Raw genomic sequence first — 23623 nt, 5'->3', positions numbered from 1 at the left:
TCAGTGCTCGTGGAGGTTGTTCGTCGCGGCGATCTTCTTCCAGGACTTCGGCTCCGCGGCGGGCTTGGCCGGGGCCTGCGAGCGGGCGCCCGCACCCTTGGCGGCCGTGGCCGGCGGGGCGAAGGCGGGCTTGCCCGGGGTGTAGAGCCAGGTGTCGAAGAGCTGGGCGAGCGGCTTGCCCGAGATCTTCTCGGCGTACCGGACGAAGTCCCCGACCTTGGCGTTCCCGTAGGCGCGCTCGGTCGGCCAGCCCTTGAGGATCTTGAAGAACTTCTCGTCGCCGATCTCGTTGCGCAGCGCCTGGATCGCGATGGCACCGCGGTCGTACACGGCCCCGTGGAACTGGTTCTCCGCACCCGGGTCACCCGGCTTGACCTGCCAGAACGGGTCCTCGGCCGGGCGGGAGGCGTACGTCCAGTCGGCGAGCTCCTGCGCGGTGCCCTCGCCCTCCTTCTCCGACCACAGCCACTGGCTGTAGCGGGCGAAGCCCTCGTTGACCCAGATGTCCTTCCAGTTGTCGACCGACACGCTGTCGCCGTACCACTGGTGGGCCAGCTCGTGCACGACCACCGAGACGTTCGCCCCGTTGGCGAACTGGCGCGGGCTGTAGAACGGCCGCGTCTGCGTCTCCAGCGCGAAACCGGAGGGCACGTTCGGAACGTAGCCGCCCAGCGCGTTGAAGGGGTACGGGCCGAAGACCCCCTCCAGCCACTCCGCGACCTCGGTGGTCCGCTCCACGCTCGCGCGCGCCGCACCCGCGTTGTCGCCGAGGTCCTTGCTGTACGCGTTCAGGACGGGCAGACCGCTCGCGGTCTTGTCGGTGGTGATGTCGAACTTTCCGACCGCGAGGGTGGCCAGGTAGGTGGCCTGCGGCTTGTTGGAACGCCAGTTGTAGCGGGTCCAGCCCAGCCGGGAGCTCTGCGACTGGAGCACGCCGTTGCTGATGGCCTGGGTGCCGTCCGGGACGTTGACCGACACGTCGAAGGTGGCCTTGTCCAGCGGGTGGTCGTTGCTCGGGAACCACCACGCCGCCGAGTCGGGCTCCTGCGCGGCGATGCCGCCGTCCGGGGTGCGCTGCCAGGCGGACCAGCCGTCGACCTTGTACTCCGAGGGCTTGCCGGAGTACTTGACGACGACGGAGGCCTCCTTGCCCTTCTGCAGCGGCTGTGCCGGGGTGACCTCCAGCTCCTGGGTCCCGGAGGTGGCGAACTTCGCCTTGACCCCGTTGACGCGGATCTCGCTGACCTTGAGGCCGAAGTCCAGGTTGAAGCGGGACAGGTCCTGCTTGGCGGTGGCCAGGAGGGTGGCCGTGCCCTCCAGGAGGTCGGTCTTCGGCTGGTACTGCAGGCGCAGGTCGTAGTGGGAGACGTCGTACCCGCCGTTCCCGCTGGCCGGGTAGTACGAGTCGCCGATACCCGGGGCACCCGGACCGGCACTGGCCGCCGACGCCGGGATCACCAGCAGCAGGGAGGCGGCGAGCACGCTCGGGGCGATGACTTTGCGGCGCACGAAGAGCTCCAAGGGGTAGGGGAGGCAGATCGGTTCGGGTCTGGTCGTCCGACCGTATTCACCCCTGGCCGCTCAGGTCATGTCCATGGCCCCTGCTGTCACACGATCGCCATCCGGCCGCAAGGAAGCCGAGGTCACCGGCCTGGCCGGACGGGTATCGGTGCGTCGGAATCAGGACATGGCGAGGAGCCCGCCGTACGGGTGACGGGGGCTCGGTGAACGGTGCGGTACGGGGTCGCGCACCGGGCCCGCCCGCGCCGAGGGCGTGCTCCGGGGGCGACTTCCGGTCGGCCGGACCCTCCTGGCGCGCCGTCACCAGCCCGCGACACATTGGCCGGATCTCAGCCCCCGCTCCCACCGGTGCGGGTCGTGCTGCCCGTGTGGCGGACGGCGGTGTCGTTCCCGGTCCCGACCAGGGTGCACGCGCCGACGCGGGGACGCCCGCGTACTCGGCCCGGGAGGGGCCCGGGGCTTGGGGGTACCCCGCATACTGAGCAGTCGGTAACCTGCGGCGCATGACGCTTCCTCCGTACGCCGCCCGGCGCTGCTGGCACGCCGCCGTCAACCCCCTGCACGCCACGATCTACTTCTCGCCCGACCTCGGCACCGAGTTCGCGGCGCTCGGCGTCACCCACCGGGTCGCCGTCAACCTCGCCAGCCGCTCCGCGGCCCTGGGCGCCGTCGGACCCGGTACGGTGACCGCCACCTTCTACAACTACCGCCACGACTACGTCACCGCGCACCTCCCCGCGGTCTGGGACACCATCACCCCGCAGCAGGCCCTCGCCGCCCGGCTGCGCGCCGCCGACAGCACCCTGCGCCGCCTCCTCGGCCCCGAGGCCATCGCCTCCCCCGAACTCGCCGAAGCCGCCGACCTCGCGCTGCGCGCCACCGAGGGCTGCGTCCGCTCCGGCCGCACCCTCTACGCCGCCCACGCCGACCTCCCCGTCCCCGAGGAGCCGCACCTGCGCCTGTGGCACGCCACCACCCTGCTGCGCGAGCACCGGGGCGACGGGCACGTGGCCGCGCTGCTCCTCACCGGCCTCGACCCCGTGGAGGCCCTGGTCAGCCACGCCGCGACCGGCCGCGGCATGACGCCCAAGTGGGACAAGGCCATCCGCGGCTGGGAGCAGGCGGACCTGGACGCCGCCGCCCACCGGCTGCGCGAGCGCGGTGTCCTCGGCGCCGACGGCGACCTCACCGACGAGGGCGCCGCCCTGCGCGAGCGGCTGGAGGCCGAGACCGACCGCCTCGACGCGGCCCCGTACGAGCACCTCGGCGCGGACGGCCTCGCCCGGCTCCACGAACTCGGCGGCGGATTCGTCCGCCGGGCCGTCGGCGCGGGAGCCTTCCCCCACGACCTCACCGGAAAGGGCTGAGGGGCTCCCGCCGTCCGTCACCGCCACCTGCCACAATTGGCAGCCTTCCACGCAAACGAAGGCAGGCGGGACCGCACAGTGACGATGTCCATCGAAGGCAGGATCGCCGAGGAGCTCGGCGTACGGGAACGGCAGGTCAAGGCCGCCGTCGAGCTGCTCGACGGCGGCTCCACCGTGCCGTTCATCGCTCGCTACCGCAAGGAAGCGACCGAGATGCTCGACGACGCCCAGCTGCGCACCCTGGAGGAGCGGCTGCGCTACCTGCGCGAACTGGAGGACCGCCGCACGGCGATCCTCGACGCCGTGCGCGAGCAGGGCAAGCTCGACGCCGAACTGGAGGCCCGGATCCACGCGGCCGACACCAAGGCCCGGCTGGAGGACATCTACCTGCCCTTCAAGCCCAAGCGCCGCACCAAGGCGCAGATCGCGCGCGAGGCGGGCCTGGAGCCGCTGGCCGAGGGCCTGCTGGCGGACCCCTCCGTCGAACCGGCGGTGGCCGCCGCCGCGTTCGTCGACGCCGACAAGGGCGTCGCCGACGCGGCCGCCGCCCTGGAGGGCGCCCGCGCCGTCCTCACCGAGAAGTTCGCCGAGGACGCCGACCTGATCGGCGACCTGCGCGAGCGCATGTGGACCCGCGGCCGGCTCGCCGCGAAGGTCCGCGAGGGCCAGGAGGAGGCCGGCGCGAAGTTCGCCGACTACTTCGACTTCGCCGAGCCCTTCACCGCCCTCCCCTCCCACCGGGTCCTCGCCATGCTCCGCGGCGAGAAGGAGGACGTGCTCACACTCGACCTGGAGCCCGAGCCGCCGGCCGACGCCCCCGGCCCGTCCACGTACGAGGGCCTGATCGCCCGCCGCTTCGGCGTCGCCGACCGCGGCCGCCCCGGCGACAAGTGGCTGGCCGACACCGTCCGCTGGGCCTGGCGCACCAAGATCCAGGTCCACCTGGGCATCGATCTGCGGACGCGGCTGCGCGCCGCCGCCGAGGACGAGGCCGTACGGGTCTTCGCCGCCAACCTGCGCGACCTGCTGCTCGCCGCGCCGGCCGGCACCCGCGCCACCCTCGGCCTGGACCCGGGCTTCCGCACCGGGGTCAAGGTGGCCGTCGTCGACGCGACCGGCAAGGTCGTGGCGACGGACGTGATCCACCCGCACGTTCCCGCCAACAAGTGGGACGCCTCCCTCGCCACGCTCGCCCGCCTCGCGAAGGAGCACGCGGTCGAGCTGGTCGCCATCGGCAACGGCACGGCCTCCCGCGAGACCGACAAGCTGGCCGGCGACCTCATCACCCGCCACCCCGAGCTGGGCCTCACCAAGGTGATGGTCTCCGAGGCCGGCGCCTCCGTGTACTCCGCCTCCGCCTTCGCCTCGCAGGAACTCCCCGGCATGGACGTGTCGTTGCGCGGAGCCGTGTCCATCGCCCGCCGCCTGCAGGACCCGCTCGCCGAACTGGTCAAGATCGACCCGAAGTCGATCGGCGTGGGCCAGTACCAGCACGACCTGTCCGAGGTGAAGCTGTCCCGCTCCCTCGACGCGGTCGTCGAGGACTGCGTGAACGGCGTCGGCGTGGACGTCAACACCGCCTCCGCGCCGCTGCTCTCGCGCGTGTCGGGCATCAGCGGCACCCTCGCCGAGAACATCGTGGCCCACCGCGACGCCAACGGCCCCTTCCGCAGCCGCAGGGGCCTCAAGGACGTGGCCCGCCTGGGCCCGAAGGCGTACGAGCAGTGCGCGGGCTTCCTGCGCATCCGCGGCGGGGACGACCCGCTGGACTCCTCCAGCGTGCACCCCGAGGCCTACCCCGTGGTCCGGGCGATGGGCAAGACGGCGGGCGCCGAGGTGGCCGCCCTGATCGGCAACTCCACCGTCCTGCGGTCCCTGCGGCCGGAGCAGTTCGTCACCGAGGCCTTCGGCCTGCCGACCATCGGCGACATCCTGCGCGAGCTGGAGAAGCCGGGCCGCGACCCGCGTCCCGCCTTCAAGACGGCCACCTTCAAGGAGGGCGTGGAGAAGATCGGCGACCTGGCTCCCGGGATGATCCTGGAAGGGGTGGTCACCAATGTGGCCGCCTTCGGCGCCTTCATCGACATCGGCGTCCACCAGGACGGGCTGGCGCACGTGTCGGCCCTGTCGAAGACCTTCGTCAAGGACCCGCGGGACGTCGTGAAGCCGGGCGACATCGTCCGGGTCAAGGTCATGGACGTGGACATCCCCCGCAAGCGGATCTCGCTCACGCTGCGGCTGGAGGACGAGGCCGAGCGGACGGCGGGCACGCCCCGCCCCCGCGAGGAGCGCCAGGAGCGGCGCGGCGGAGGCCGGCCCCCGCAGCAGCGCGGCCAGGGCCAGGGTCAGGGCCAGGGCCAGCGGCAGAACGAGGGCCAGGGGCAGGGTCAGGGCCGGCGCGGCCAAGGCGGTCAGGGCGGCCGACCGCAGGGCGGCCAGGGCGGCGGTCAGCGTTCCGGCGCGCCCGCCCCCGCCAACAGCGCCATGGCCGACGCCCTGCGCCGCGCCGGTCTCACCGGCCCGGAGGACCACCGCAAGCGCTCGTAGGACCACGACCGGAAGGAAAGGCTCCGGCGGACCGGCAAGAGTGGCCGAATAGGCACCTCACAGGGGAACGTGCCTTGCCAATTCCCGTAGTCGATCTGTAGGCATGGTGGAACGCCCGTTCGTCACCCGCGGACGGGCTTCCGCATTTCCGCCCCCGGAAAACGCACTCCCGAGGGCGCCTCAAGGCACAGGACGCCATGCCGATGCCCACCCCCCACACCTATCGACGCTGCCCGAGAAAGGGTCCGCAGAGGGAACACATGCCCCACCGGAACCCCAGCCTGCGCAAACGCTGCGAGACGATTCTCGGTCACATGGACCTGACGCACCCGTTCTCCCTGGACGCCGTGTGCGCACGGATCGCCGAACAGCGCGGCCGCCCCATCCGGTTGCACCCGTTGCCCCCGGAGGCCGCCGAATCCGGCGTCTGCGGACTGTGGGTGGGCACCGAGACCGTGGACTACGTCTTCTACGAGGCCCACACCACCCCCCTGCACCGGGAGCACATCGTGCTCCACGAGCTCGGACACATCCTCTTCGGCCACCACTCCCTGGAAGGCCGGGAGACCGACGGCCGGGCCCCCGTGGTCCTCGGCCGCACCAACTACACCACCCGCCAGGAACGGGAGGCGGAGATGCTCGCGAGCATGATCCGCATCCGCACGGCGGGCCCCGGCCACCCCCGCACCGCCGCCGCACCCCGGGGCGCCCTCGCCCGCCTGGAATCCGCCATGGGATACGAGCGGGGCCCGCGCGATGGCAGCTGACCTGGCCGCCCTCGGAGACTGGCTCGCCGTCCCCAGCGTGCTGTGCCTGTGGGCCGCCGTCCTGCTGCGCGCCCCCGGCGCCCTGCGCTCCCCGCAGCAGCGCGGACTGTGGTTCGCGGTCGCCACCGCCGCCGCCGCGATGACCCTGAACCTCCCCGCCGTCGTCGCCTACGCCACCAGCCGCGAACCCGGCTACGCGCACGCCGTCGGCCTCGTCCGCAACCTCATCGGCGTGCTGTCGGCGGGCGCCGTGCTCTACTTCGTCGCCGCCGCCACCCGCGGCCGCAGGCTTCAGCTCGCCGCCTGGGCCGGCACCCTGCTCTGGCTGGGCGCCCTCGTGGCCCTGGACGCCGCCGCCCCCGGCCACACCGCGCACACCATCCCGCCCGCCGGACCGCCCGTACCCTCGCTCGCGTACTGGCTCGTCCTGATCTCGGCCCACCTCATCGCCAACACCGTCTGCGTGTACGTCTGCTGCCGCTACGGCCGGCGCGCCGAGAGCCGGGCCCTGGCGGCCGGGCTGCGGCTGTTCGGGCTGGGCACCGCGCTGGCCGGCCTGTTCTGGTTCGCGTACCTGCTCAAGGCCCTGTTCGGCAGCACCTGGGCGATGCCCGCCCTGCCGCTGATGATGAACCTGCACGGCCTGCTGCGCGCCGCCGCGATCCTGGTGCCCACCCTGTTCACGCTGCGCCGCACCACCGCCGACACCGTCATCGCCTGGCGGCTGTGGCCCCTGTGGCGGGAGCTGGTCCAGGCCGTCCCGCACGTCGTCCTCTCCGAGCCCCGGACCGGCCGGGTCCTGGAGCTGCTCTGGCCGCCCGTGCCGCGCAACCTGCTGGTCTACCGCAAGGTCATCGAGACCCGCGACGCGATCCTGATCCTCGGCGAGTACGTGCCCCCGGGCCTGCCGGAGCGGGCCCGCCGCCACGTCGCCGGGAGCCTGGTCCCCGAACAGCGGGTCACGGCCGCCGCGCTGGCCTGCGTACTGAAGGAGGCGCGACGGGCGAAGCTCGCCGGAGGCCCCGGACAGCCGGGCCGGGCCACCGCCCTGGAACTCCCGGCCGCGATGCAGACCTCCGGCGAGGGCGGCGGACTGGAGGACGAGGCCAGGTTCCTCGTCGACGTCGCCAGGGCCTACGCCTCCCCCGAGACCACCGCCTTCACCACCGATCCGCACAGGAAGTGACGCACCCTTGAGCACCACCGTTCTGATCACCGGAGCCAGCGCCGGCCTGGGCGCGGCCTTCGCGCGCGGCTTCGCCGCCAAGGGCTGCGACCTCGTCCTCGTCGCCCGCGACAAGGCCCGCCTGGAATCCGTTGCCAGCGGCCTGCGCCGCGAGTTCGGGACCGCCTGCGAGGTGCTGCCCGCCGACCTGCTGGACCCGGCGCAGTGCGCCACCGTCGAGGCACGGCTCGCCGACCCGGCCCGGCCCGTGGACATGCTGGTCAACAACGCCGGCTTCGGACTGCCCGCGCCCTACCCCTACAACCCGGTCGAGGACGAGGAACGGATGCTGGACCTGCTGGTCAAGGTCCCGCTCCGGCTCACCCACGCCCTGCTGCCCGGCCTGCGCGAGCGCCGCCGGGGCGCCGTGCTCAACCTCGCCTCCGTCGCGGGACTCCTCCCGACGGGCACGTACGGGGCGGCGAAGGCCTGGGTGATCGCCTTCAGCGAGTCCCTGCGGGTGGACATGGAGCCCTACGGGGTCCGGGTGCTGGCCGTGGTCCCGGGCTTCACCCGCACCGAGTTCCAGGAGCGCGCCGGGATGGACGTCAGCGCCCTGCGCGACGCGGTGTGGCTGGAGCCGGAGACGGTCGTGGACAAGGCCCTGCGGGACCTGGCCCGCCGCCGTCCGGTCAGCATCACCGGCCGGCACTACCGGGCCTACGCCCTCGCCGCCCGCCACCTGCCGCGCGGGTTCGTGGCCAGCCGGATGCCGCGCAAGCGCAACGCCCCGGCGGACCGGCCCTGAGCAGCGCGGGGGAGGACGGCGCCGTGGCCCGCGGTCCCGAGTTCGCCGACGACCACATCCGGCTCCCGGCGGACGCCTGGCTGCCGCGGACCACGCTCACCGCCGCGGACGTCAGGGACGCCGACCCCGAGGCCTCGCCACCGGAACTGCGCACCCGCTCGGGGGAGACCGTGTTCGTCCCGGCCGGCCGCCGCGCCGAGCTGGAGCGCTTCTGCGCCCGCTACGGGATCCCGCTGCGGCGCAGGCCGGACGTGTGGGGCGACCTCCTGGACCCCTTCCTGGACACGTGGTTCACCCCCGAGGAGGAGGCCGCGACCCTGGCCAGGCTGGACCGGGCCGGCCTGGGGCCCGCCGAGGTGGCGGCCATCCGCGAGCGGGTCGCGCCGCTGATGCGCGCCCACAACCACATGCTCTGGGAATGGCACGCCCTCGGCCTCGGCGACCTCCTGGCCGCCGCCGCGGGCTCCCTGGTCCCCGACCACCTCCGGATCCCGCCGCAGGAGAGGGCGGCATTCCGGGCCTGGGCCATGGAGATCGCCGACCGCCCCGCGCGCCGGACGGGCCGCGGGGACGGACGGGCCGCGGGGACGGACGGGAGACGGCCTAGAGCTCGGTGACCCTGCCGTCCGCGACCGCCAGGCGGCGGGTCACGTGGACCGCGTCGAGCATGCGGCGGTCGTGGGTGACCAGCAGCAGGGTGCCCTCGTAGGACTCCAGGGCCGATTCCAGCTGTTCGATCGCCGGCAGGTCGAGGTGGTTCGTCGGCTCGTCCAGGACGAGGAGGTTCACCCCGCGGCCCTGGAGCAGCGCCAGCGCCGCCCGGGTCCGCTCTCCCGGGGAGAGGGTGGCCGCCGGGCGCAGCACGTGCGCCGCCTTGAGGCCGAACTTGGCCAGCAGCGTGCGCACTTCCGCCGGCTCGGTGTCCGGGACCGCCGCGCAGAAGGCCTCCAGCAGCGGTTCGCCGCCGAGGAACAGGCCGCGCGCCTGGTCCACCTCGCCGACCAGCACCCCCGAACCGAGGGTGGCGGAGCCGGAGTCCGGGGCGAGCCGTCCGAGCAGGACCGCGAGCAGCGTGGACTTGCCGGCGCCGTTGGCCCCGGTGATCGCCACCCGGTCCGCCCAGTCGATCTGCAGGCTGGCCGGGCCGAACGTGAAGTCCCCGCGCTTGACGGCCGCCTCGCGCAGGGTGGCGACGACCGAGCCGGAGCGCGGGGCCGCCGCGATCTCCATGCGCAGCTCCCACTCCTTGCGGGGTTCGTCGACGACCTCCAGGCGCTCGATGGCCCGCTGCGTCTGGCGGGCCTTGGCGGCCTGCTTCTCGCTGGACTCCCCGCGCAGGTTCTTGCCGATCTTGTCGTTGTCGCTCGCCTTGCGGCGGGCGTTGCGCACGCCCTTGTCCATCCAGTTGCGCTGCATCTGGGCCCGGCCCTCCAGGGCGGCCTTCTTGCCCGCGTACTCCTCGAACTCCTCGCGGGCGTGGCCCCGGGCCCGCTCCCGCTCCTCCAGGTAGGACTCGTAGCCGCCGCCGTAGAGGTTGATCTGCTGCTGCGCCAGGTCGAGTTCGAGGACCTTGGTGACCGTCCGGGTCAGGAACTCGCGGTCGTGGCTGATCACGACCGTGCCCGCGCGCAGTCCCTTGACGAACTGCTCCAGCCGCTCCAGACCGGCCAGGTCCAGGTCGTTGGTGGGCTCGTCCAGGAGGAACACGTCGTAGCGGGACAGGAGCAGCGAGGCCAGCCCGGCGCGGGCCGCCTGGCCCCCGGACAGGGCCGTCATCGGCAGGTCCAGGCTCACGGCGAGGCCGAGTTCGTCCGCGACCTCCTGGGCCCGCTCGTCGAGGTCGGCGCCGCCCAGGTTCAGCCAGCGGTCCAGGGTGTCCGCGTACGCGTCGTCCGCGCCCGGGGTGCCGTCGACCAGGCCCTGCGTGGCCTCGTCGAGAGCGGCCTGCGCGGCGGCGACGCCGGTACGGCGGGCCAGGAACTCGCGCACGGACTCGCCGGGGCGCCGCTCGGGCTCCTGCGGGAGGTGCCCGACGGCCGCGCCGGGCGGGGAGAGCCGCAGCTCACCGGTCTCCGGGGTGTCCAGCCCGGCCAGCATCCGCAGCAGGGTCGACTTCCCGGCGCCGTTGACGCCGACGAGTCCGATGACGTCGCCGGGCGCGACGACGAGGTCGAGATCGGCGAAGAGCGTGCGCTCACCGTGCGCGGCGGTGAGGTTCTTGGCGACGAGGGTTGCAGTCATGATGCCCCGATCCTATCCGCGCGCCGGGGCGGGCCCGCCGCCGTCGGGTGATGTCCGGATAGGTGGGATGCCCGTCATTGCGGCCATCGGAGCGGGATCACACCATGGGGGCATGTCGTTGCGAAACGTGCTCGTCGTCCTCTACGACGGGGTGCAGAGCCTGGACGTCACCGGGCCGGTCGAGGTGTTCGCCGCGGCCGGGCGGTGCCCCGGCGGCCGGGGCGGGTACGCGATCCGGACGGTGTCCCCGGCCGGGGCGCCGGTCCGGACGGACAGCGGGCTGACCCTGGTCCCGGACGGGGACCTGGAGGGCGCCCGGCCCGGCCCGGGCACCACGCTGCTGGTGCCCGGGGGCCAGTACCGGGGCGATTTCGCACCGCGGCTCACGGACTGGCTCCGCGCGCACGGGGGACGCGCGGAGCGGCTGGTGTCCGTGTGCACCGGGGGTCTGCTGCTGGCCGAGGCCGGGCTGCTCGACGGCCGCCGGGCCACGACGCACTGGTACTCCTGCGAGCGGATGGCACGGGACTACCCCCGGGTGTCGGTGGAGCCGGACCCGATCTACGTGCGGGACGGCCCGGTCTCCACCTCCGCCGGGGTCACCGCCGGGATCGACCTGGCGCTGGCGCTGGTGGAGGAGGACCTCGGGCGGGACGTGGCACTGCTGATCGCCCGCCACCTGGTGGTGTTCCTGCGCCGGCCGGGCAACCAGGCGCAGTTCAGCGCGCAGCTGGCCGCGCAGACGGCGCGGCGGGAGCCGCTGCGGGACGTGCAGCAGTGGATCACCGAGCACCCGGGCGGGGACCTGAGCGTGGAGTCGCTCGCGGCGCGGGCCGCGCTGTCGCCGCGGCACTTCGCGCGGGCCTTCCAGGCGGAGACGGGGGTGACGCCGGGGCGGTACGTGGAGCGGGTGCGGGTGGAGCACGCGCGCAGGCTGCTGGAGGAGGGCGGGGAGGGGGTCGCGCAGGTCGCGCGGGCCTGCGGCTACCGGACCCCGGAGGCCCTCCGCCGCGCCTTCGTCCGCCACCTCGGCCAACCCCCGACGGAATACCGCCGCCGCTTCGGCCCTTAGGCCCCGCCGGCACCCCGAACCCCCGACCGGGGCCACCCCCGCCGAGCCCCTTTCCGGCCCCGGGGTTCCGCCCCGGCCGTGGGGCCCGGGGGTTCCGGCCCGGCCGTGGGGCCCGGGGGTTCACCCCGGTCCCGGGGCCCGGGATCCGCCCCGGCGTCCGGACCGCGGGCTGCACCCCGGCCCCCAGGGCGGGTCGTGACCGGGTACTCCGGTCGGGGCCGTTCATTCTGGCTGTGCCCGGGTGCCGGGCGTGGTCGTGTGCTCCCGGGGTGGGCCCGGGGGTGGTTCCGGCGGGGGCTTCCCGGCGGGGCCGATCATCTACCGCTCCGGAGGAGCCATGCAGATCGCCGTACTGCTCTACGACCGGTTCACCGCCCTCGACGCCATCGGGCCCTTCGACACCCTCGGCCGGCTCCAGGGCGCAGAGACCGTGTTCGTCTCCGAGCGGCCCGGCCCCGTCCGCACCGACAACGGGTCGCTCGCGCTCGTCGCCGACAAGGCGCTCGACGAGGTCACCCGGCCCGACGTGGTCGTCGTGCCCGGGGGGCCGCACCCCGAGGAGGAGATGAAGAACCCCGCCGTCCTCGACTGGCTGCGCGCCGTCGACGCCACCACCACCTGGACCACGTCGGTCTGCACCGGCTCACTCCTGCTCGCCGCCGCCGGCCTGCTCGACGGGCGCCGGGCCACCTCGCACTGGCTCTACCTCGACCGGCTGACCCCCTTGGGCGCCCGTCCCACGAGCGAGCGGGTGGTCTACGACGGGAAGTACGTCACCGCCGCCGGGGTGTCCTCCGGCATCGACATGGGGCTCGGCCTGCTCGGCCGGATCGCCGGGGACGAGTACGCCCAGACCGTGCAGCTGATGTGCGAGTACGACCCCCAGCCGCCCTACGACGCCGGGTCCCCGGACAAGGCCCCGGCGGAGATCGTCGCCCGGCTGCGCGGCGCCGCGCGCTAGTCCGCCGACGGCCAGCCGAAGCGGGGCGGTCGGCGTTCCAGGAAGGCGGCGACGCCCTCCGCGGTGTCGCCGCTCGCCGCCGCCTGCTCCGCCCAGTACGCGTCCCGGTCGGTGCGGCCGTCCGCGAACTCCTTCGCCGCCGCCTGCGTCAGCCGCGAGCGGCCGGTGAGGATCCGGGTGAACTCGGTGATCCGCTTGTCCAGCTGCCCGGCCGGCAGCAGCTCCTGCAGGAACCCGGCCCGCAGCGCCTGCTCAGCGCCGATCAACTCCGCCGAGAACAGCAGGTACTTGGCCCAGGCCGGGCCGACCACCGAGGCCAGCCGCCGGGTCGAGGAGGCCGGGTAGACGATGCCCAGCTTCGCCGGGGTCACCCCGAAAGAGGCGCCCTCCTCCGCGAACCGCAGGTCGCACGCGGCCGCCAGCTGGCTGCCGCCGCCCACGCAGAAGCCCCGGACCGCCGCCACGGTCGGTTTCGGGAAGGCGGCCAGGGCCTCCTCCGCGGCGACCGACAGGGCCTGCGGATCGTCGTCTCCCGTCAGGGAGGAGATGTCGGCGCCCGCGCAGAAGGTCGGACCGTCCCCGGTCAGCACCAGGACCCGGACGGCCGGGTCCGCCGCGAGCCGCGCCAGCAGTTCCGGCAGGGCCCGCCACATCGCGGCGGTCATGGCGTTGCGCTTGGCCGGGTGCGAGATGACGACGGTGGCCACGCCGTCGGCGACGGTGGAGCGGAGGGCTGCGTCCATGCGCCGGATGCTATCCCGGTCGGCTGATCCCATGATCGAGGGGGAGCCCGCTACCGGCGCCGTGAGCGGCGTCACGCCGGATCAAGAACGGTCAACAACTGACTCCGTCATAAACCAGCGGTCAGAAGGCGTCCGATTGACGCTGTTTTCTGGTCAGCGACGCGGTCCGGACCAGCCGCGTCCCCACTCTTGGCACGTGGAGACGATCGAGCGCGAAGACGGGGGCCGGAAGATGAACGACAGCGGGAGCGTCCCGCCAGCCAGGGAGGGTGAGGCGCCGGCTCCGGCGGACCCCCTCGCGTACGAGGGGGTGTGGCGCTTCACTGCGCCGGCGGTTGAAGAATCCGTTCCGCAGGCCCGCCGTGCGGTCCGCGACCTGCTCGGCCGCCAGGGGGTGCCGGCCCCGCAGGACCTGGTGTACTCCCTGCTGCTGATCGTCTCCGAACTGGTGACGAACTCGGTCCGGCACGCGGCCCTGCTCTCCCCGGAGGTGGCCGTCGAGGTGGCGGTGGGCCGGGAATGGGTACGGGTGGCCGTCGAGGACAACCACCCGTACCGGCCCAAGGCGCTGGAGGCCGACTTCGGCCAGACCGGCGGCCGGGGCCTCCTGCTGGTCCGCGAGGTCACGCGGGAGGCCGGCGGGGTCTGCGACGTCGAGCACACCTCGACCGGCGGCAAGGTGATCTGGGCCGCCCTGCCGCTCACCGCACCGGCCCCCAGGCCCTGAACGAGCGCATCACGCACGAGCACGCCCCGCACGGGCCGGAGCCGGTGCGGGAGCCCGACCGGAGGCCGTCGCGGCTACCAGCCCGCCGCGTCGCCCGTCAGCTCGCGGATCGCGGGCCGGGCCGCGTCCAGGACCGTCATGAACCAGGCCGAGAACGGCACCTCGGCATGCCGCTTCGCCAGCTCCTCGGCCGTGACGAAGGCCGTGTCGCCGACCTCCTCCGGATCCGGATCCGGCGCCGCCTGCGCCAGTCCCACGAACAGGTGGTTGTACTCCTGCTCGACCAGCCCGGACGCGGGGTCCGGGTGGTTGTAGCGCACCGTCCCCGCCTCGGCGAGCAGCGAGGGCGACAGCCCCAGCTCCTCGTGGGTCCGCCGGGCCGCCGCCGCGAACGGGGACTCGCCGGGGTAGGGGTGGCCGCAACAGGTGTTCGACCAGACGCCGGGGGAGTGGTACTTCCCGAGGGCGCGCTGCTGGAGCAGCAGCCGGCCCCGCTCATCGAAGAGGAACACGGAGAACGCCCGGTGCAGCAGCCCGGGCGCCTGATGGGCGGAGAGCTTCTCCGCCGTGCCGATGGTGTTGCCGGACTCGTCGACCAGTTCGAGCATGATCGATTCCTGAGTGCCGGTGCCGGCGGACGCGCTGCCCGCGTCGGTGGCTGGTGTGGTCGGCATACCCATCCTTCGCTTCGGACTCCGGCCTTCAGTCTGCCGTACAAAAGAGTCTTGTCCCCACTTCGGAGATCAGCGCATGTCCGCCCCCCGCCGCGTGCTAGGCACGCGGCGGGGGCGGAGCGGTGAGCCGCGCCGTCAGATCCCGAACGGGGCCGGGTAGGTGACGGTCCCCTTCGGCACCGGGACGGAATCGTCGAGGACCAGCGCCATCATCGCCTCGTCGGGCACCTCGAAGGGGGCCCGGATCCCGAAGAGCGAGGCCGGTACGAACCCGAAGCGCGCGTAGTACGCGGGGTGCCCCAGGACCAGGACCAGTGACTCTCCCCGCTCCCGGGCCGCCGCGAGCAGGGCCCGGACGACCGCGCTGCCGGCGCCCGACCGCTGCGCCGCCGGATCGGTGGCCACCGGCGCGAGCGCGAGCGCCGGTGCGCCGTCCACCGTGCACCGGGTCAGCAGCGCGTGCGCCGCCACGGAGCCGTCGGGACGCCGGGCCACGTAGGAGAGCCCCGGGAGCCACGCGGCGTCGGCGCGCAGCGCGTCCACGAGATCAGCCTCCAGCGGGGTGCCGAAGGCCGCCAGGTTGACGGCCCGCACGGCCGCCGCCTGCGCCGCGGTCTGCGGACCGGCCTGCCAGCGGTCCCCGTCCCCGGCGGTCACCGGGGTCAGGACGTAGCCGCGGTAGCCGTACTCGTGACCGTGCCGCTCCCGTACGGCGATCTCCTCGCGCGTGGCGGCCAGGGCCGCCTCGGCCGCCGGGGTCGAGGCCCGCGCGGCCCCGGCCCGGTGGGCGAGCGGACCGTAGTACTCGGCCCAGTCGGAGTCCGGCTGGAGGAGGGTGCCCAGCACCCGGTACCCGGCCGCCTGTGCGGCGGCGGTGTTGCGGGCGGCGGAGCGCAGCGCGCACTGCGGGTCCCAGAAGGCCCGCGCTCCGGCGGAGGGCTCCTCGGCGGTCCACTCGCACTCGGTCAGCACCAGGGTGCCGCCGGGTGCCAGCAGCCGCTTCCACCCGGCGAGCGCGCGGTCGAAGCCGATGCAGTAGGCGGAGCCCTCGGCCCAGACGAGGTCGAAGGAGCCGTCCGGGTACGGGAGCGCGCCCATGTCCGCCCGGACCGCCTCGACGCGGCCGGAAAGGCCGCGGGCCCGCGCGGCGGCGCGCAGTTCGGCGAGGAACGGTTCGTGCAGGTCGACGGCCGTCACCTCGGCGGAGCCCGGCCCGCTGGGCCCCGCCGCCTCGGCGGCGAGCAGCAGCGCGCTGCGGCCGGGACCGCAGCCCAGGTCCAGGACGCGCGGCCGCTCGGGCAGCGGTCCGCACAGGGACAGCAGGCGGCGGGTGGTCGCGTCGGAACCGGGGGACTGCCGGGGCAGACCGTGGTGCAGCTCCATGAAGGCCGCGAAGGCGGCGCCCTCACGGGAGTCGTCGGTGTGTTCGGTGGATTCGGTGTGGTCGATGTGGTCGGTCAACGTGAGCCCTATGACAGGGGGCTCCGGCCGACGGGACCGAACGGCGTGCTCAGGCCCGGCCGGAAGCCCGGAGGGAGGAAACGGGGACGTACCGGAGTTCGCCGCGCTCGGCAGCGACCACTGCGACGGTCATCAATCCACCTCTTTCCTCGTTCCGGGACGTGCTCACGGAATTCGTACACGCCGGCCATCACCCTAACATCCGAGGCCAAAGCCCCCTCGGGGAGCCCGAAAGGCTGATGAATACCCCGTTCCATTCATCCGATAGCCTCTGCCGACGTGCCGCGCCGCCCCACCGGGCGCCCCGTCGAGAATTTCCCGCAAGGAGTGAGTCCGTCTGTCGACCGTCATCCTCACCGGCCTGCCGGTCCCCGGATCACCGCTTGAAGACGAGCTCCGCTCGCTCGGGTTCGACGTCCGCCCGGTCACCGGTCCCGAAGGCGCCGCTGCCGCGCTGGCCGGCGTACCGGCCGACCAGCGGGTGGCCGTCGTCGACAGCGCCTTCGTCGGGCACCCGCACGCGCTGCGCCTCGCGCTGACCGACCCGCGCTTCGACGCCTGCGCCGTGACCGGCGCCTTCGCCGTGCTGCCCGGGGCCCGCGCCGCCCTCGACCGGGCCGCGGCCCTCGCGCCCGCGGGCGCCGGACCGTACGCCGACCGGCTCGCCGCCGCCGTCGAGGCCGACGGGACCACCGTCCAGCGGCCCGAGCTCGGCACCCTGGTCGCCGCCGTGCCCGGCACCGACGCGGAGCGCGCCGAGGCCGTCGCCGCCGTCGCCGCCGTGGACGACGAGGCGGTGCGGCTGCGCACCGCCGTGAAGTCCCGCGACGGCTTCTTCACCACCTTCTTCATCAGCCCGTACTCGCGCTACATCGCCCGCTGGTGCGCGCGCCGCGGCCTCACCCCGAACCAGGTCACCACGGCCTCGCTGGTCACCGCCCTGATCGCGGCGGGCTGCGCGGCCACCGGCGACCGCTGGGGCTACGTCGTGGCCGGCGTCCTGCTGCTCGTCTCCTTCGTCCTGGACTGCACCGACGGGCAGCTCGCCCGCTACTCGCTCCAGTACTCGACGATGGGCGCCTGGCTCGACGCGACCTTCGACCGCGCGAAGGAGTACTCCTTCTACGCGGGCCTCGCGCTCGGCTCCGCCAGGAACGGCGACGACGTGTGGGCCCTCGCGCTCGGCGCGATGATCCTCATGACCTGCCGGCACGTCGTCGACTTCGCCTTCAACGAGGCCAACCACGACGCCACCGCCAACACCAGCCCGACGGCCGCCCTGTCCGGCCGGCTCGACAGCGTCGGCTGGACGGTCTGGGTCCGCAGGATGATCATCCTGCCGATCGGTGAGCGCTGGGCCATGATCGCGGTCCTGACCGCCTTCACCACCCCGCGCATCGTCTTCTACGCCCTGCTGGTCGGCTGCGCCTTCGGCGCCCTCTACACCACCGCCGGCCGGGTCCTGCGCTCCCTGACCCGCAAGGCGCAGCGCACCGACCGGGCCGCGCAGGCGCTCCTGGACCTCACCGACTCGGGCCCGCTCGCCGAGCTGGTCGCCCGGGCCGTCTCCCACCCCGCCCGCTCGCTGCGCCTGCCCTTCGCCGTGCTCGCCGCGGTCCTCGTGGTCGCCGCCGCCTGCTACGAGCCCTTCGGCTCGATGACGGTCGTCTACGCCGCCCTGCTGTACGCGCTGCTCAGCGGCGACGCCGTCGGCGCCCCGCTGCGCGGCGCCCTGGACTGGCTGCTGCCGCCCCTGTTCCGGGCCGCCGAATACACCACCGTCCTGGTCCTCGCCGTCAAGGCGGACGTGCCCGGGGCGCTCCCGGCGGCATTCGGCCTGATCGCGGCGGTCGCCTACCATCACTACGACACGGTCTACCGCATCCGCGGTGGCACCGGCGCGCCCCCGCACTGGCTGGTGCGGACGATCGGCGGGCACGAGGGCCGGGTGCTGCTCACGGCGGTGCTGGCCGCCGTCCTGGCGTCGCGCGCAGCGGACTTCCCCGTCGCGCTCACGGTCACGGCCGTGTTCGTGGCTCTGGTGGTGCTCGTGGAGAGCATCCGCTTCTGGGTCTCCTCCGGAGCACCCGCCGTACATGACGAAGGAGAACCAGCATGATCGGCCTTGTCCTCGCTGCCGGTGCCGGACGCCGCCTGCGTCCCTACACCGACACCCTGCCCAAGGCCCTCGTGCCGGTCGGCCCCGAGGGCCAGGAGGAGAGCCTGACGGTCCTCGACCTGACCCTGGGCAACTTCGCCGAGGTCGGCCTCACCGAGGTCGCCATCGTCGTCGGCTACCGCAAGGAGGCCGTCTACGAGCGCCGCGAGGCGCTGGAGGCCAAGTACGGCGTCAAGATCACGCTGATCGACAACGACAAGGCCGAGGAGTGGAACAACGCCTACTCCCTGTGGTGCGCGCGTGACGTCCTCAAGCAGGGCGTGATCCTCGCCAACGGCGACACCGTCCACCCGGTCTCCGTCGAGCGGACCCTGCTCGCCGCCCGCGGCAACGGTCAGAAGATCATCCTCGCCCTCGACACGGTCAAGAACCTGGCCGACGAGGAGATGAAGGTCGTCACGGCCGATGGTCAGGGCGTGCGCAGGATCACCAAGCTGATGGACCCGGCCGACGCGACGGGCGAGTACATCGGCGTCACCCTCATCGAGCCCGAGGCCGCCGAGCAGCTCGCCGAGGCGCTGAAGACCACGTTCGAGAGGGACCCCGACCTCTACTACGAGGACGGCTACCAGCAGCTCGTCGACGACGGCTTCACCATCGACGTCGCGCCCATCGGAGACGTCGCGTGGGTCGAGATCGACAACCACGACGACCTCGCCAAGGGCCGGACGATCGCATGCCGGTACTGACGCGGCTGATCCCCTCGCCCGTTGTCGTAGACATCAGCCGAGGGGCGATGGACGACCTGGCCGGCCTCCTCGCCGACCAGCGCATCTCCGCGTCGGGCAAGCTCGCCGTGGCGATCAGCGGGGGCTCCGGCCAGGCGCTGCGCGCCAAGCTGGAGCCCGTCCTGCCGCACGCCGACTGGTACCCGGTCGTCGACGGCACCATCGACTCCGCGGTCAAGCTGGCCGACGACATAAAGGGCCGCCGCTACGACGCCGTCGTGGGCCTGGGCGGCGGCAAGATCATCGACGTGGCGAAGTACGCCGCGGCGCGGGTCGGGCTGCCCATGGTGGCCGTCGCCACCAACCTGTCGCACGACGGGATCTGCTCCCCGGTGTCCATCCTGGACAACGACAACGGGCGCGGCTCCTACGGCGTGCCCACGCCGATCGCCATGGTGATCGACCTCGACGTGATCAAGGACGCCCCGGTGCGGTTCATCCGCGCGGGCATCGGCGACGCGATCTCCAACATCTCGGCCATCGCCGACTGGGAGCTCTCGCACCAGGTCACCGGCGAGGCCGTCGACGGCCTGGCCGCCGCCATGGCCCGCACGGCGGGCGAGTCGGTCCTGCGGCACCCCGGCGGATGCGGGGACGACGAGTTCCTCACCGTGCTCTCCGAGGGCCTCGTGCTGTCCGGCATCGCCATGTCGATCAGCGGGGACACCCGGCCCTCGTCCGGCGCCTGCCACGAGATCAGCCACGCCTTCGACCTGCTCTACCCGGGACGCTCCGCCCTCCACGGCGAGCAGGTCGGCATCGGCGCCGCCTTCGCCATGCACCTGCGCGGCGCCACGGGGCAGTCGGGGCTGTTCGCCGAGGTCCTGCGCCGCCACGGGCTGCCCGTGCTGCCCGAGGAGATCGGGTTCAGCGTGGACGAGTTCGTCGCGGCCGTCGACTACGCCCCCCAGACCCGCCCGGGACGCTTCACCATCCTGGAGCACCTCAACCTGTCCGCAGCCGAGATCAGGGACGCTTACGCCGACTATGCCCAGACCATCCGTAGCTGAACTCCGGCCCGTCGTTCACCCGCCGGGCGTCAAGGACCGGCGCAGTGGCGAGCACTGGGGCGGCCGCCTGTACATGCGCGAGATCTCCCTGCGCATCACCCGTGTCCTGGTCACCACCAAGATCACGCCCAACCAGCTGACCTACGTGATGACCCTCGCCGGTGTCCTCGCCGCGCCCGCCCTCCTGGTGCCCGGCATCTGGGGCGCCGTCCTCGGCGTGGTCATGGTCCAGCTGTACCTGCTGCTCGACTGCGTCGACGGCGAGGTCGCCCGCTGGAAGAAGCAGTACTCGCTCGCCGGGGTCTACCTGGACCGGGTCGGCGCCTACCTGTGCGACGCGGCGGTCCTGGTCGGCTTCGGCCTGCGCGCCAGCGACCTGTGGGGCGGCGGCCGCATCGACTGGCTGTGGGCCTTCCTGGGCACCCTCGCGGCGCTCGGCGCGATCCTGATCAAGGCCGAGACCGACCTGGTCGGCGTCGCCCGCCACCAGACGGGCAAGGAACCGGTCAAGGAGGCGGCCTCCGAGCCCCGCTCCTCCGGCATGGCCCTCGCCCGCCGGGCCGCCTCCGCGCTCAAGTTCCACCGCCTGGTCCTGGGCATCGAGGCCTCCCTGCTCATCCTGGTGCTGGCCGTCCTGGACCAGGTCCGCGGCGACCTGTTCTTCTCCCGGCTCGGCGTGGCGGTCCTGGCCGGCATCGCCCTGCTCCAGACCGTGCTGCACCTGGTGTCGATCCTGGCCTCCAGCAGGCTCAAGTGACCGCGCCGATGCGGCTGGGCGCCGTGATCATCACCATGGGCAACCGCCCCGACGAGCTCAAGGCGCTGCTGGACTCGGTGGCCCGCCAGGACGGCGACCCCGTCGAGGTGGTCGTCGTCGGCCAGGGCGTGCCGCTCACCGGCCTGCCCGAGGGCGTGCGCACCGTCGAGCTGCCGGAGAACCTCGGCATCCCGGGCGGCCGCAACGTCGGCATCGAGGCCTTCGGCCCCGGCGGCGCCGACGTGGACGCCCTGCTCTTCCTCGACGACGACGGGCTGCTGGAGCGGACCGACACCGCCGAGCTGTGCCGGCAGGCCTTCGCCGAGGACCGGGAGCTGGGGATCATCAGCTTCCGCATCGCCGACCCGGAGACCGGCGCCACCCAGCGCCGTCACGTGCCCCGGCTGCGCGCCTCGGACCCGATGCGCTCCTCCCGCGTGACCACCTTCCTGGGCGGGGCCAATGCCGTCCGCACGACGGTGTTCCAGCAGGTCGGAGCCCTGCCCGGGGAGTTCTTCTACGCGCACGAGGAGACCGATCTGGCCTGGCGGGCGCTCGACGCCGGGTGGCTGATCGACTACCGGGCGGACATGGTGCTGCTGCACCCGACCACCGCCCCGTCCCGGCACGCGGTCTACCACCGTATGGTGGCCCGTAACCGGGTGTGGCTCGCCCGCCGCAACCTGCCCGCCCCGCTGGTCCCGGTCTACCTGGGCGTCTGGCTCGCGCTGACGCTCGTGCGCAGGCCCTCGGCGCCGGCGCTCAAGGCCTGGTTCGGCGGGTTCAAGGAGGGCTGGACCACACCCTGCGGTCCCCGGCGCCCCATGAGGTGGCGTACGGTCTGGAAGCTGACCCGGCTGGGCCGACCGCCTGTCATCTGACAAGCTCACGTCTGGGAGCATGGGCCCCATCACGGGTCCGGCGCTCCAGCCCCGATGCCCCTCCTGCCGCATCTTGAAGACGGAAAGTTTCAACTTGTGAGTGACACAACCCACGACGGCGCCCTCGCCACGAGCAAGCCGCCGTCCGACGACGCGGGCCTGAGCCCCGCCGAGCTCGCCAGGAAGTACGGCCTCTCGGTCAGTGGCGCTCGGCCCAGCCTGGGCGGATACGTGCGGCAGCTCTGGGGCCGGCGCCACTTCATCATGGCCTTCTCCCGGGCCAAGCTGGTGGCGCAGTACAGCCAGGCGAAGCTCGGCCAGATCTGGCAGGTGGCGACCCCCCTGCTCAACGCGCTGGTCTACTACCTGATCTTCGGCCTCATCCTGAACGCGGGCCGGGGCATGGAGAAGGGGGTGTACATCCCCTTCCTGGTGATGGGCATCTTCGTCTTCACCTTCACCCAGAACTCGCTGATGGCGGGTGTCCGGGCGATCCCCACCAACCTCGGCCTGGTGCGCGCGCTGCACTTCCCGCGCGCCTCGCTGCCGATCTCCTTCTCCATGCAGCAGCTCCAGCAGCTGCTGTACTCGATGATCGTCGTGGTCATCGTCGCGGTCGCCTTCGGGAACTACCCGCAGCCGTCCTGGCTGCTGGTGATCCCGACGCTGGCCCTGCAGTTCGTCTTCAACACCGGCCTCGCGCTGGTCTTCGCGCGGATGGGGTCCAAGACCCCCGACCTCGCGCAGCTGATGCCCTTCCTCACGCGCACGTGGATGTACGCCTCGGGCGTGATGTTCTCTATCGGCACGATGCTGAAGGACAAGCCGGCCTGGATCGCGGACGTCCTCCAGTGGAACCCCGCGGCGATCTACATGGACCTGGTGCGCTTCTCCCTGATCGAGGACTACGGCGCCTCGAACCTGCCGCCCCACGTCTGGCTCTTCGCGGTCGGCTGGGCCGTCGTCATCGGCGCCGGCGGCTTCGTGTACTTCTGGAAGGCTGAGGAGCGTTACGGCCGTGGCTGAGATCACCCAGGGCCGCGTGCCCACCGTCATCGCCGACGAGGTGCACATCGTGTACCGCGTCAACACCGGCAGCTCCGGCAAGGGCAGCGCCACGGCGGCGCTGAGCAAGATACTCCGCCGCGGCAAGGGCGACGCCCCGGGCGTCCGCCGGGTCCACGCCGTGCGCGGGGTCTCCTTCACGGCGTACCGCGGTGAGGCCATCGGCCTCATCGGCTCCAACGGCTCCGGCAAGTCCACCCTGCTGCGCGCCATCGCGGGCCTGCTGCCCTGCGAGTCCGGCAAGGTCTACACCGACGGCCAGCCCTCGCTGCTGGGCGTGAACGCGGCCCTGATGAACGACCTCACGGGCGAGCGCAACGTGGTCCTCGGCGGTCTCGCGATGGGCATGACCCGCGAGCAGATCAAGGAGCGCTACCAGGACATCGTCGACTTCTCGGGGATCAACGAGAAGGGGGACTTCATCTCCCTCCCGATGCGCACCTACTCCTCGGGCATGGCGGCGCGCCTGCGCTTCTCGATCGCGGCCGCCAAGGACCACGACGTCCTGATGATCGACGAGGCCCTCGCCACCGGTGACCGCAAGTTCCAGGTGCGTTCCGAGGCGCGCATCCGCGAACTGCGGGAGAAGGCCGGCACGGTCTTCCTGGTGAGCCACAACAACAACTCCATCCGCGACACCTGCAGCCGGGTGCTGTGGCTGGAGAAGGGCGAACTCCTGATGGACGGGCCCACCGAGGAAGTCGTCTCCGCCTACGAGAAGGCCACCAGCCACTGACCGAGGGCTCCGGCTTGCCGGATCAGGCCGTCGCAGGCCCCCGCCGCTCCGCGCGCCGGGGGCCTCGCCGTGCGGCGGGATCCGGCCGCGGCCGACATTCCGGGGCGCCGTGAACACCCGATAGGCCGCCGCGGCGTTGTACAGCGTAAGCTGGACCAGTTCTCAATCGCGCCAAGAGGGGACGATTCCCCACAACCGGTTCTCCCCGGATAC

General features: G+C 73.1%; 21 protein-coding genes. 16 read left to right on the top strand and 5 right to left on the bottom strand.

Annotation, left to right across the window (positions count from 1 at the left end; genetic code table 11):
• Positions 1-1509: a M1 family metallopeptidase gene (locus SLAV_RS07550; protein ID WP_030224776.1), complete on the bottom strand. Its 1509-nt coding sequence runs from the start codon at positions 1507-1509 to the stop codon at positions 1-3.
• Between the two features lie 515 nt (positions 1510-2024).
• Between SLAV_RS07550 and SLAV_RS07545 the strand changes: the two genes are divergently transcribed.
• The 6 genes from SLAV_RS07545 to SLAV_RS07520 all read left to right on the top strand — a co-directional run bounded on the left by SLAV_RS07545 (position 2025) and on the right by SLAV_RS07520 (position 8792).
• The gene (locus tag SLAV_RS07545; protein WP_030224775.1) at positions 2025-2888 is read left to right on the top strand and encodes an SCO6745 family protein; all 864 of its coding nucleotides are present in this window, start codon (positions 2025-2027) and stop codon (positions 2886-2888) included.
• Positions 2889-2966: 78 nt separating this feature from the next.
• The gene (locus SLAV_RS07540; RefSeq protein ID WP_030224773.1) at positions 2967-5435 is read left to right on the top strand and encodes a Tex family protein; all 2469 of its coding nucleotides are present in this window, start codon (positions 2967-2969) and stop codon (positions 5433-5435) included.
• Positions 5436-5749: 314 nt separating this feature from the next.
• Positions 5750-6202, top strand: coding sequence for a M78 family metallopeptidase domain-containing protein (locus SLAV_RS07535; RefSeq protein WP_100661261.1), 453 nt, complete (start codon positions 5750-5752; stop codon positions 6200-6202).
• Positions 6192-7388 (top strand): MAB_1171c family putative transporter, encoded by a 1197-nt coding sequence (locus SLAV_RS07530; RefSeq protein WP_051840149.1) that lies wholly within the window; start codon positions 6192-6194, stop codon positions 7386-7388. Before SLAV_RS07535 ends, SLAV_RS07530 begins: the two co-directional genes overlap by 11 nt.
• 7 nt (positions 7389-7395) lie before the next feature.
• A complete protein-coding gene (locus tag SLAV_RS07525) occupies positions 7396-8175 on the top strand; it encodes an SDR family NAD(P)-dependent oxidoreductase (protein WP_030224768.1) in 780 nt (259 codons plus the stop codon).
• A 23-nt stretch (positions 8176-8198) separates the two neighbouring features.
• Entirely contained in the window at positions 8199-8792 is a 594-nt protein-coding gene (locus SLAV_RS07520; protein ID WP_030224766.1) for a hypothetical protein, read from the top strand.
• Here SLAV_RS07520 and SLAV_RS07515 read toward each other — a convergent pair.
• Positions 8779-10416, bottom strand: coding sequence for an ABC-F family ATP-binding cassette domain-containing protein (locus SLAV_RS07515; protein ID WP_030224763.1), 1638 nt, complete (start codon positions 10414-10416; stop codon positions 8779-8781). The genes SLAV_RS07520 and SLAV_RS07515 overlap by 14 nt on opposite strands.
• A gap of 112 nt (positions 10417-10528) precedes the next feature.
• On the opposite strand from SLAV_RS07515, the gene SLAV_RS07510 reads away from it, so the two are divergent.
• Together SLAV_RS07510 and SLAV_RS07505 are read left to right on the top strand one after the other, a co-directional pair.
• Positions 10529-11488 (top strand): GlxA family transcriptional regulator, encoded by a 960-nt coding sequence (locus tag SLAV_RS07510; protein WP_030224761.1) that lies wholly within the window; start codon positions 10529-10531, stop codon positions 11486-11488.
• 337 nt (positions 11489-11825) lie between these two features.
• Positions 11826-12449 carry a DJ-1/PfpI family protein gene (locus SLAV_RS07505; RefSeq protein WP_030224757.1) on the top strand — a complete coding sequence of 208 codons (624 nt, stop codon included), beginning with the start codon at positions 11826-11828 and terminating at the stop codon, positions 12447-12449.
• Here the strand turns inward: SLAV_RS07505 and SLAV_RS07500 are convergent.
• Entirely contained in the window at positions 12446-13192 is a 747-nt protein-coding gene (locus tag SLAV_RS07500; RefSeq protein ID WP_030224751.1) for an enoyl-CoA hydratase/isomerase family protein, read from the bottom strand. The genes SLAV_RS07505 and SLAV_RS07500 overlap by 4 nt on opposite strands.
• 196 nt (positions 13193-13388) lie before the next feature.
• On the opposite strand from SLAV_RS07500, the gene SLAV_RS07495 reads away from it, so the two are divergent.
• A complete protein-coding gene (locus tag SLAV_RS07495) occupies positions 13389-13919 on the top strand; it encodes an ATP-binding protein (protein ID WP_030224749.1) in 531 nt (176 codons plus the stop codon).
• 74 nt (positions 13920-13993) lie between these two features.
• Here SLAV_RS07495 and idi read toward each other — a convergent pair whose 3' ends face one another.
• Both idi and SLAV_RS07485 read right to left on the bottom strand, forming a co-directional pair.
• Positions 13994-14593, bottom strand: a complete 600-nt coding sequence (gene idi / locus SLAV_RS07490) for an isopentenyl-diphosphate Delta-isomerase (RefSeq protein ID WP_030224747.1) — start codon at positions 14591-14593, stop codon at positions 13994-13996.
• Between the two features lie 135 nt (positions 14594-14728).
• Positions 14729-16054 carry a bifunctional class I SAM-dependent methyltransferase/N-acetyltransferase gene (locus SLAV_RS07485; RefSeq protein ID WP_037686041.1) on the bottom strand — a complete coding sequence of 442 codons (1326 nt, stop codon included), beginning with the start codon at positions 16052-16054 and terminating at the stop codon, positions 14729-14731.
• 337 nt (positions 16055-16391) lie between these two features.
• On the opposite strand from SLAV_RS07485, the gene SLAV_RS07480 reads away from it, so the two are divergent.
• From SLAV_RS07480 to SLAV_RS07450, 7 genes are all read left to right on the top strand, one after another.
• Positions 16392-18173: a DUF5941 domain-containing protein gene (locus SLAV_RS07480; RefSeq protein WP_030224744.1), complete on the top strand. Its 1782-nt coding sequence runs from the start codon at positions 16392-16394 to the stop codon at positions 18171-18173.
• A complete protein-coding gene (locus SLAV_RS07475) occupies positions 18170-18922 on the top strand; it encodes a phosphocholine cytidylyltransferase family protein (protein WP_030224741.1) in 753 nt (250 codons plus the stop codon). The genes SLAV_RS07480 and SLAV_RS07475 overlap by 4 nt, the downstream gene beginning before the upstream one ends.
• Positions 18910-19971, top strand: a complete 1062-nt coding sequence (locus SLAV_RS07470) for an iron-containing alcohol dehydrogenase family protein (RefSeq protein ID WP_030224739.1) — start codon at positions 18910-18912, stop codon at positions 19969-19971. The genes SLAV_RS07475 and SLAV_RS07470 overlap by 13 nt, the downstream gene beginning before the upstream one ends.
• Complete coding sequence (locus tag SLAV_RS07465) at positions 19949-20728, top strand: CDP-alcohol phosphatidyltransferase family protein (RefSeq protein WP_030224736.1); 780 nt, start codon at positions 19949-19951, stop codon at positions 20726-20728. The genes SLAV_RS07470 and SLAV_RS07465 overlap by 23 nt, the downstream gene beginning before the upstream one ends.
• 8 nt (positions 20729-20736) lie before the next feature.
• Entirely contained in the window at positions 20737-21609 is an 873-nt protein-coding gene (locus SLAV_RS07460; RefSeq protein WP_100660809.1) for a glycosyltransferase family 2 protein, read from the top strand.
• Between the two features lie 96 nt (positions 21610-21705).
• The gene (locus SLAV_RS07455; RefSeq protein ID WP_030224730.1) at positions 21706-22635 is read left to right on the top strand and encodes an ABC transporter permease; all 930 of its coding nucleotides are present in this window, start codon (positions 21706-21708) and stop codon (positions 22633-22635) included.
• A complete protein-coding gene (locus SLAV_RS07450; RefSeq protein WP_030224728.1) occupies positions 22628-23410 on the top strand; it encodes an ABC transporter ATP-binding protein in 783 nt (260 codons plus the stop codon). Before SLAV_RS07455 ends, SLAV_RS07450 begins: the two co-directional genes overlap by 8 nt.
• The last annotated feature ends 213 nt before the right edge of the window (positions 23411-23623 follow it).

Source organism: Streptomyces lavendulae subsp. lavendulae, from assembly GCF_002803845.1.
Taxonomy (GTDB): Bacteria; Actinomycetota; Actinomycetes; order Streptomycetales; family Streptomycetaceae; genus Streptomyces; species Streptomyces lavendulae.
Note: the sequence above shows the minus strand (reverse complement) of the source record. Positions and strands in the feature narration are given on the sequence as shown.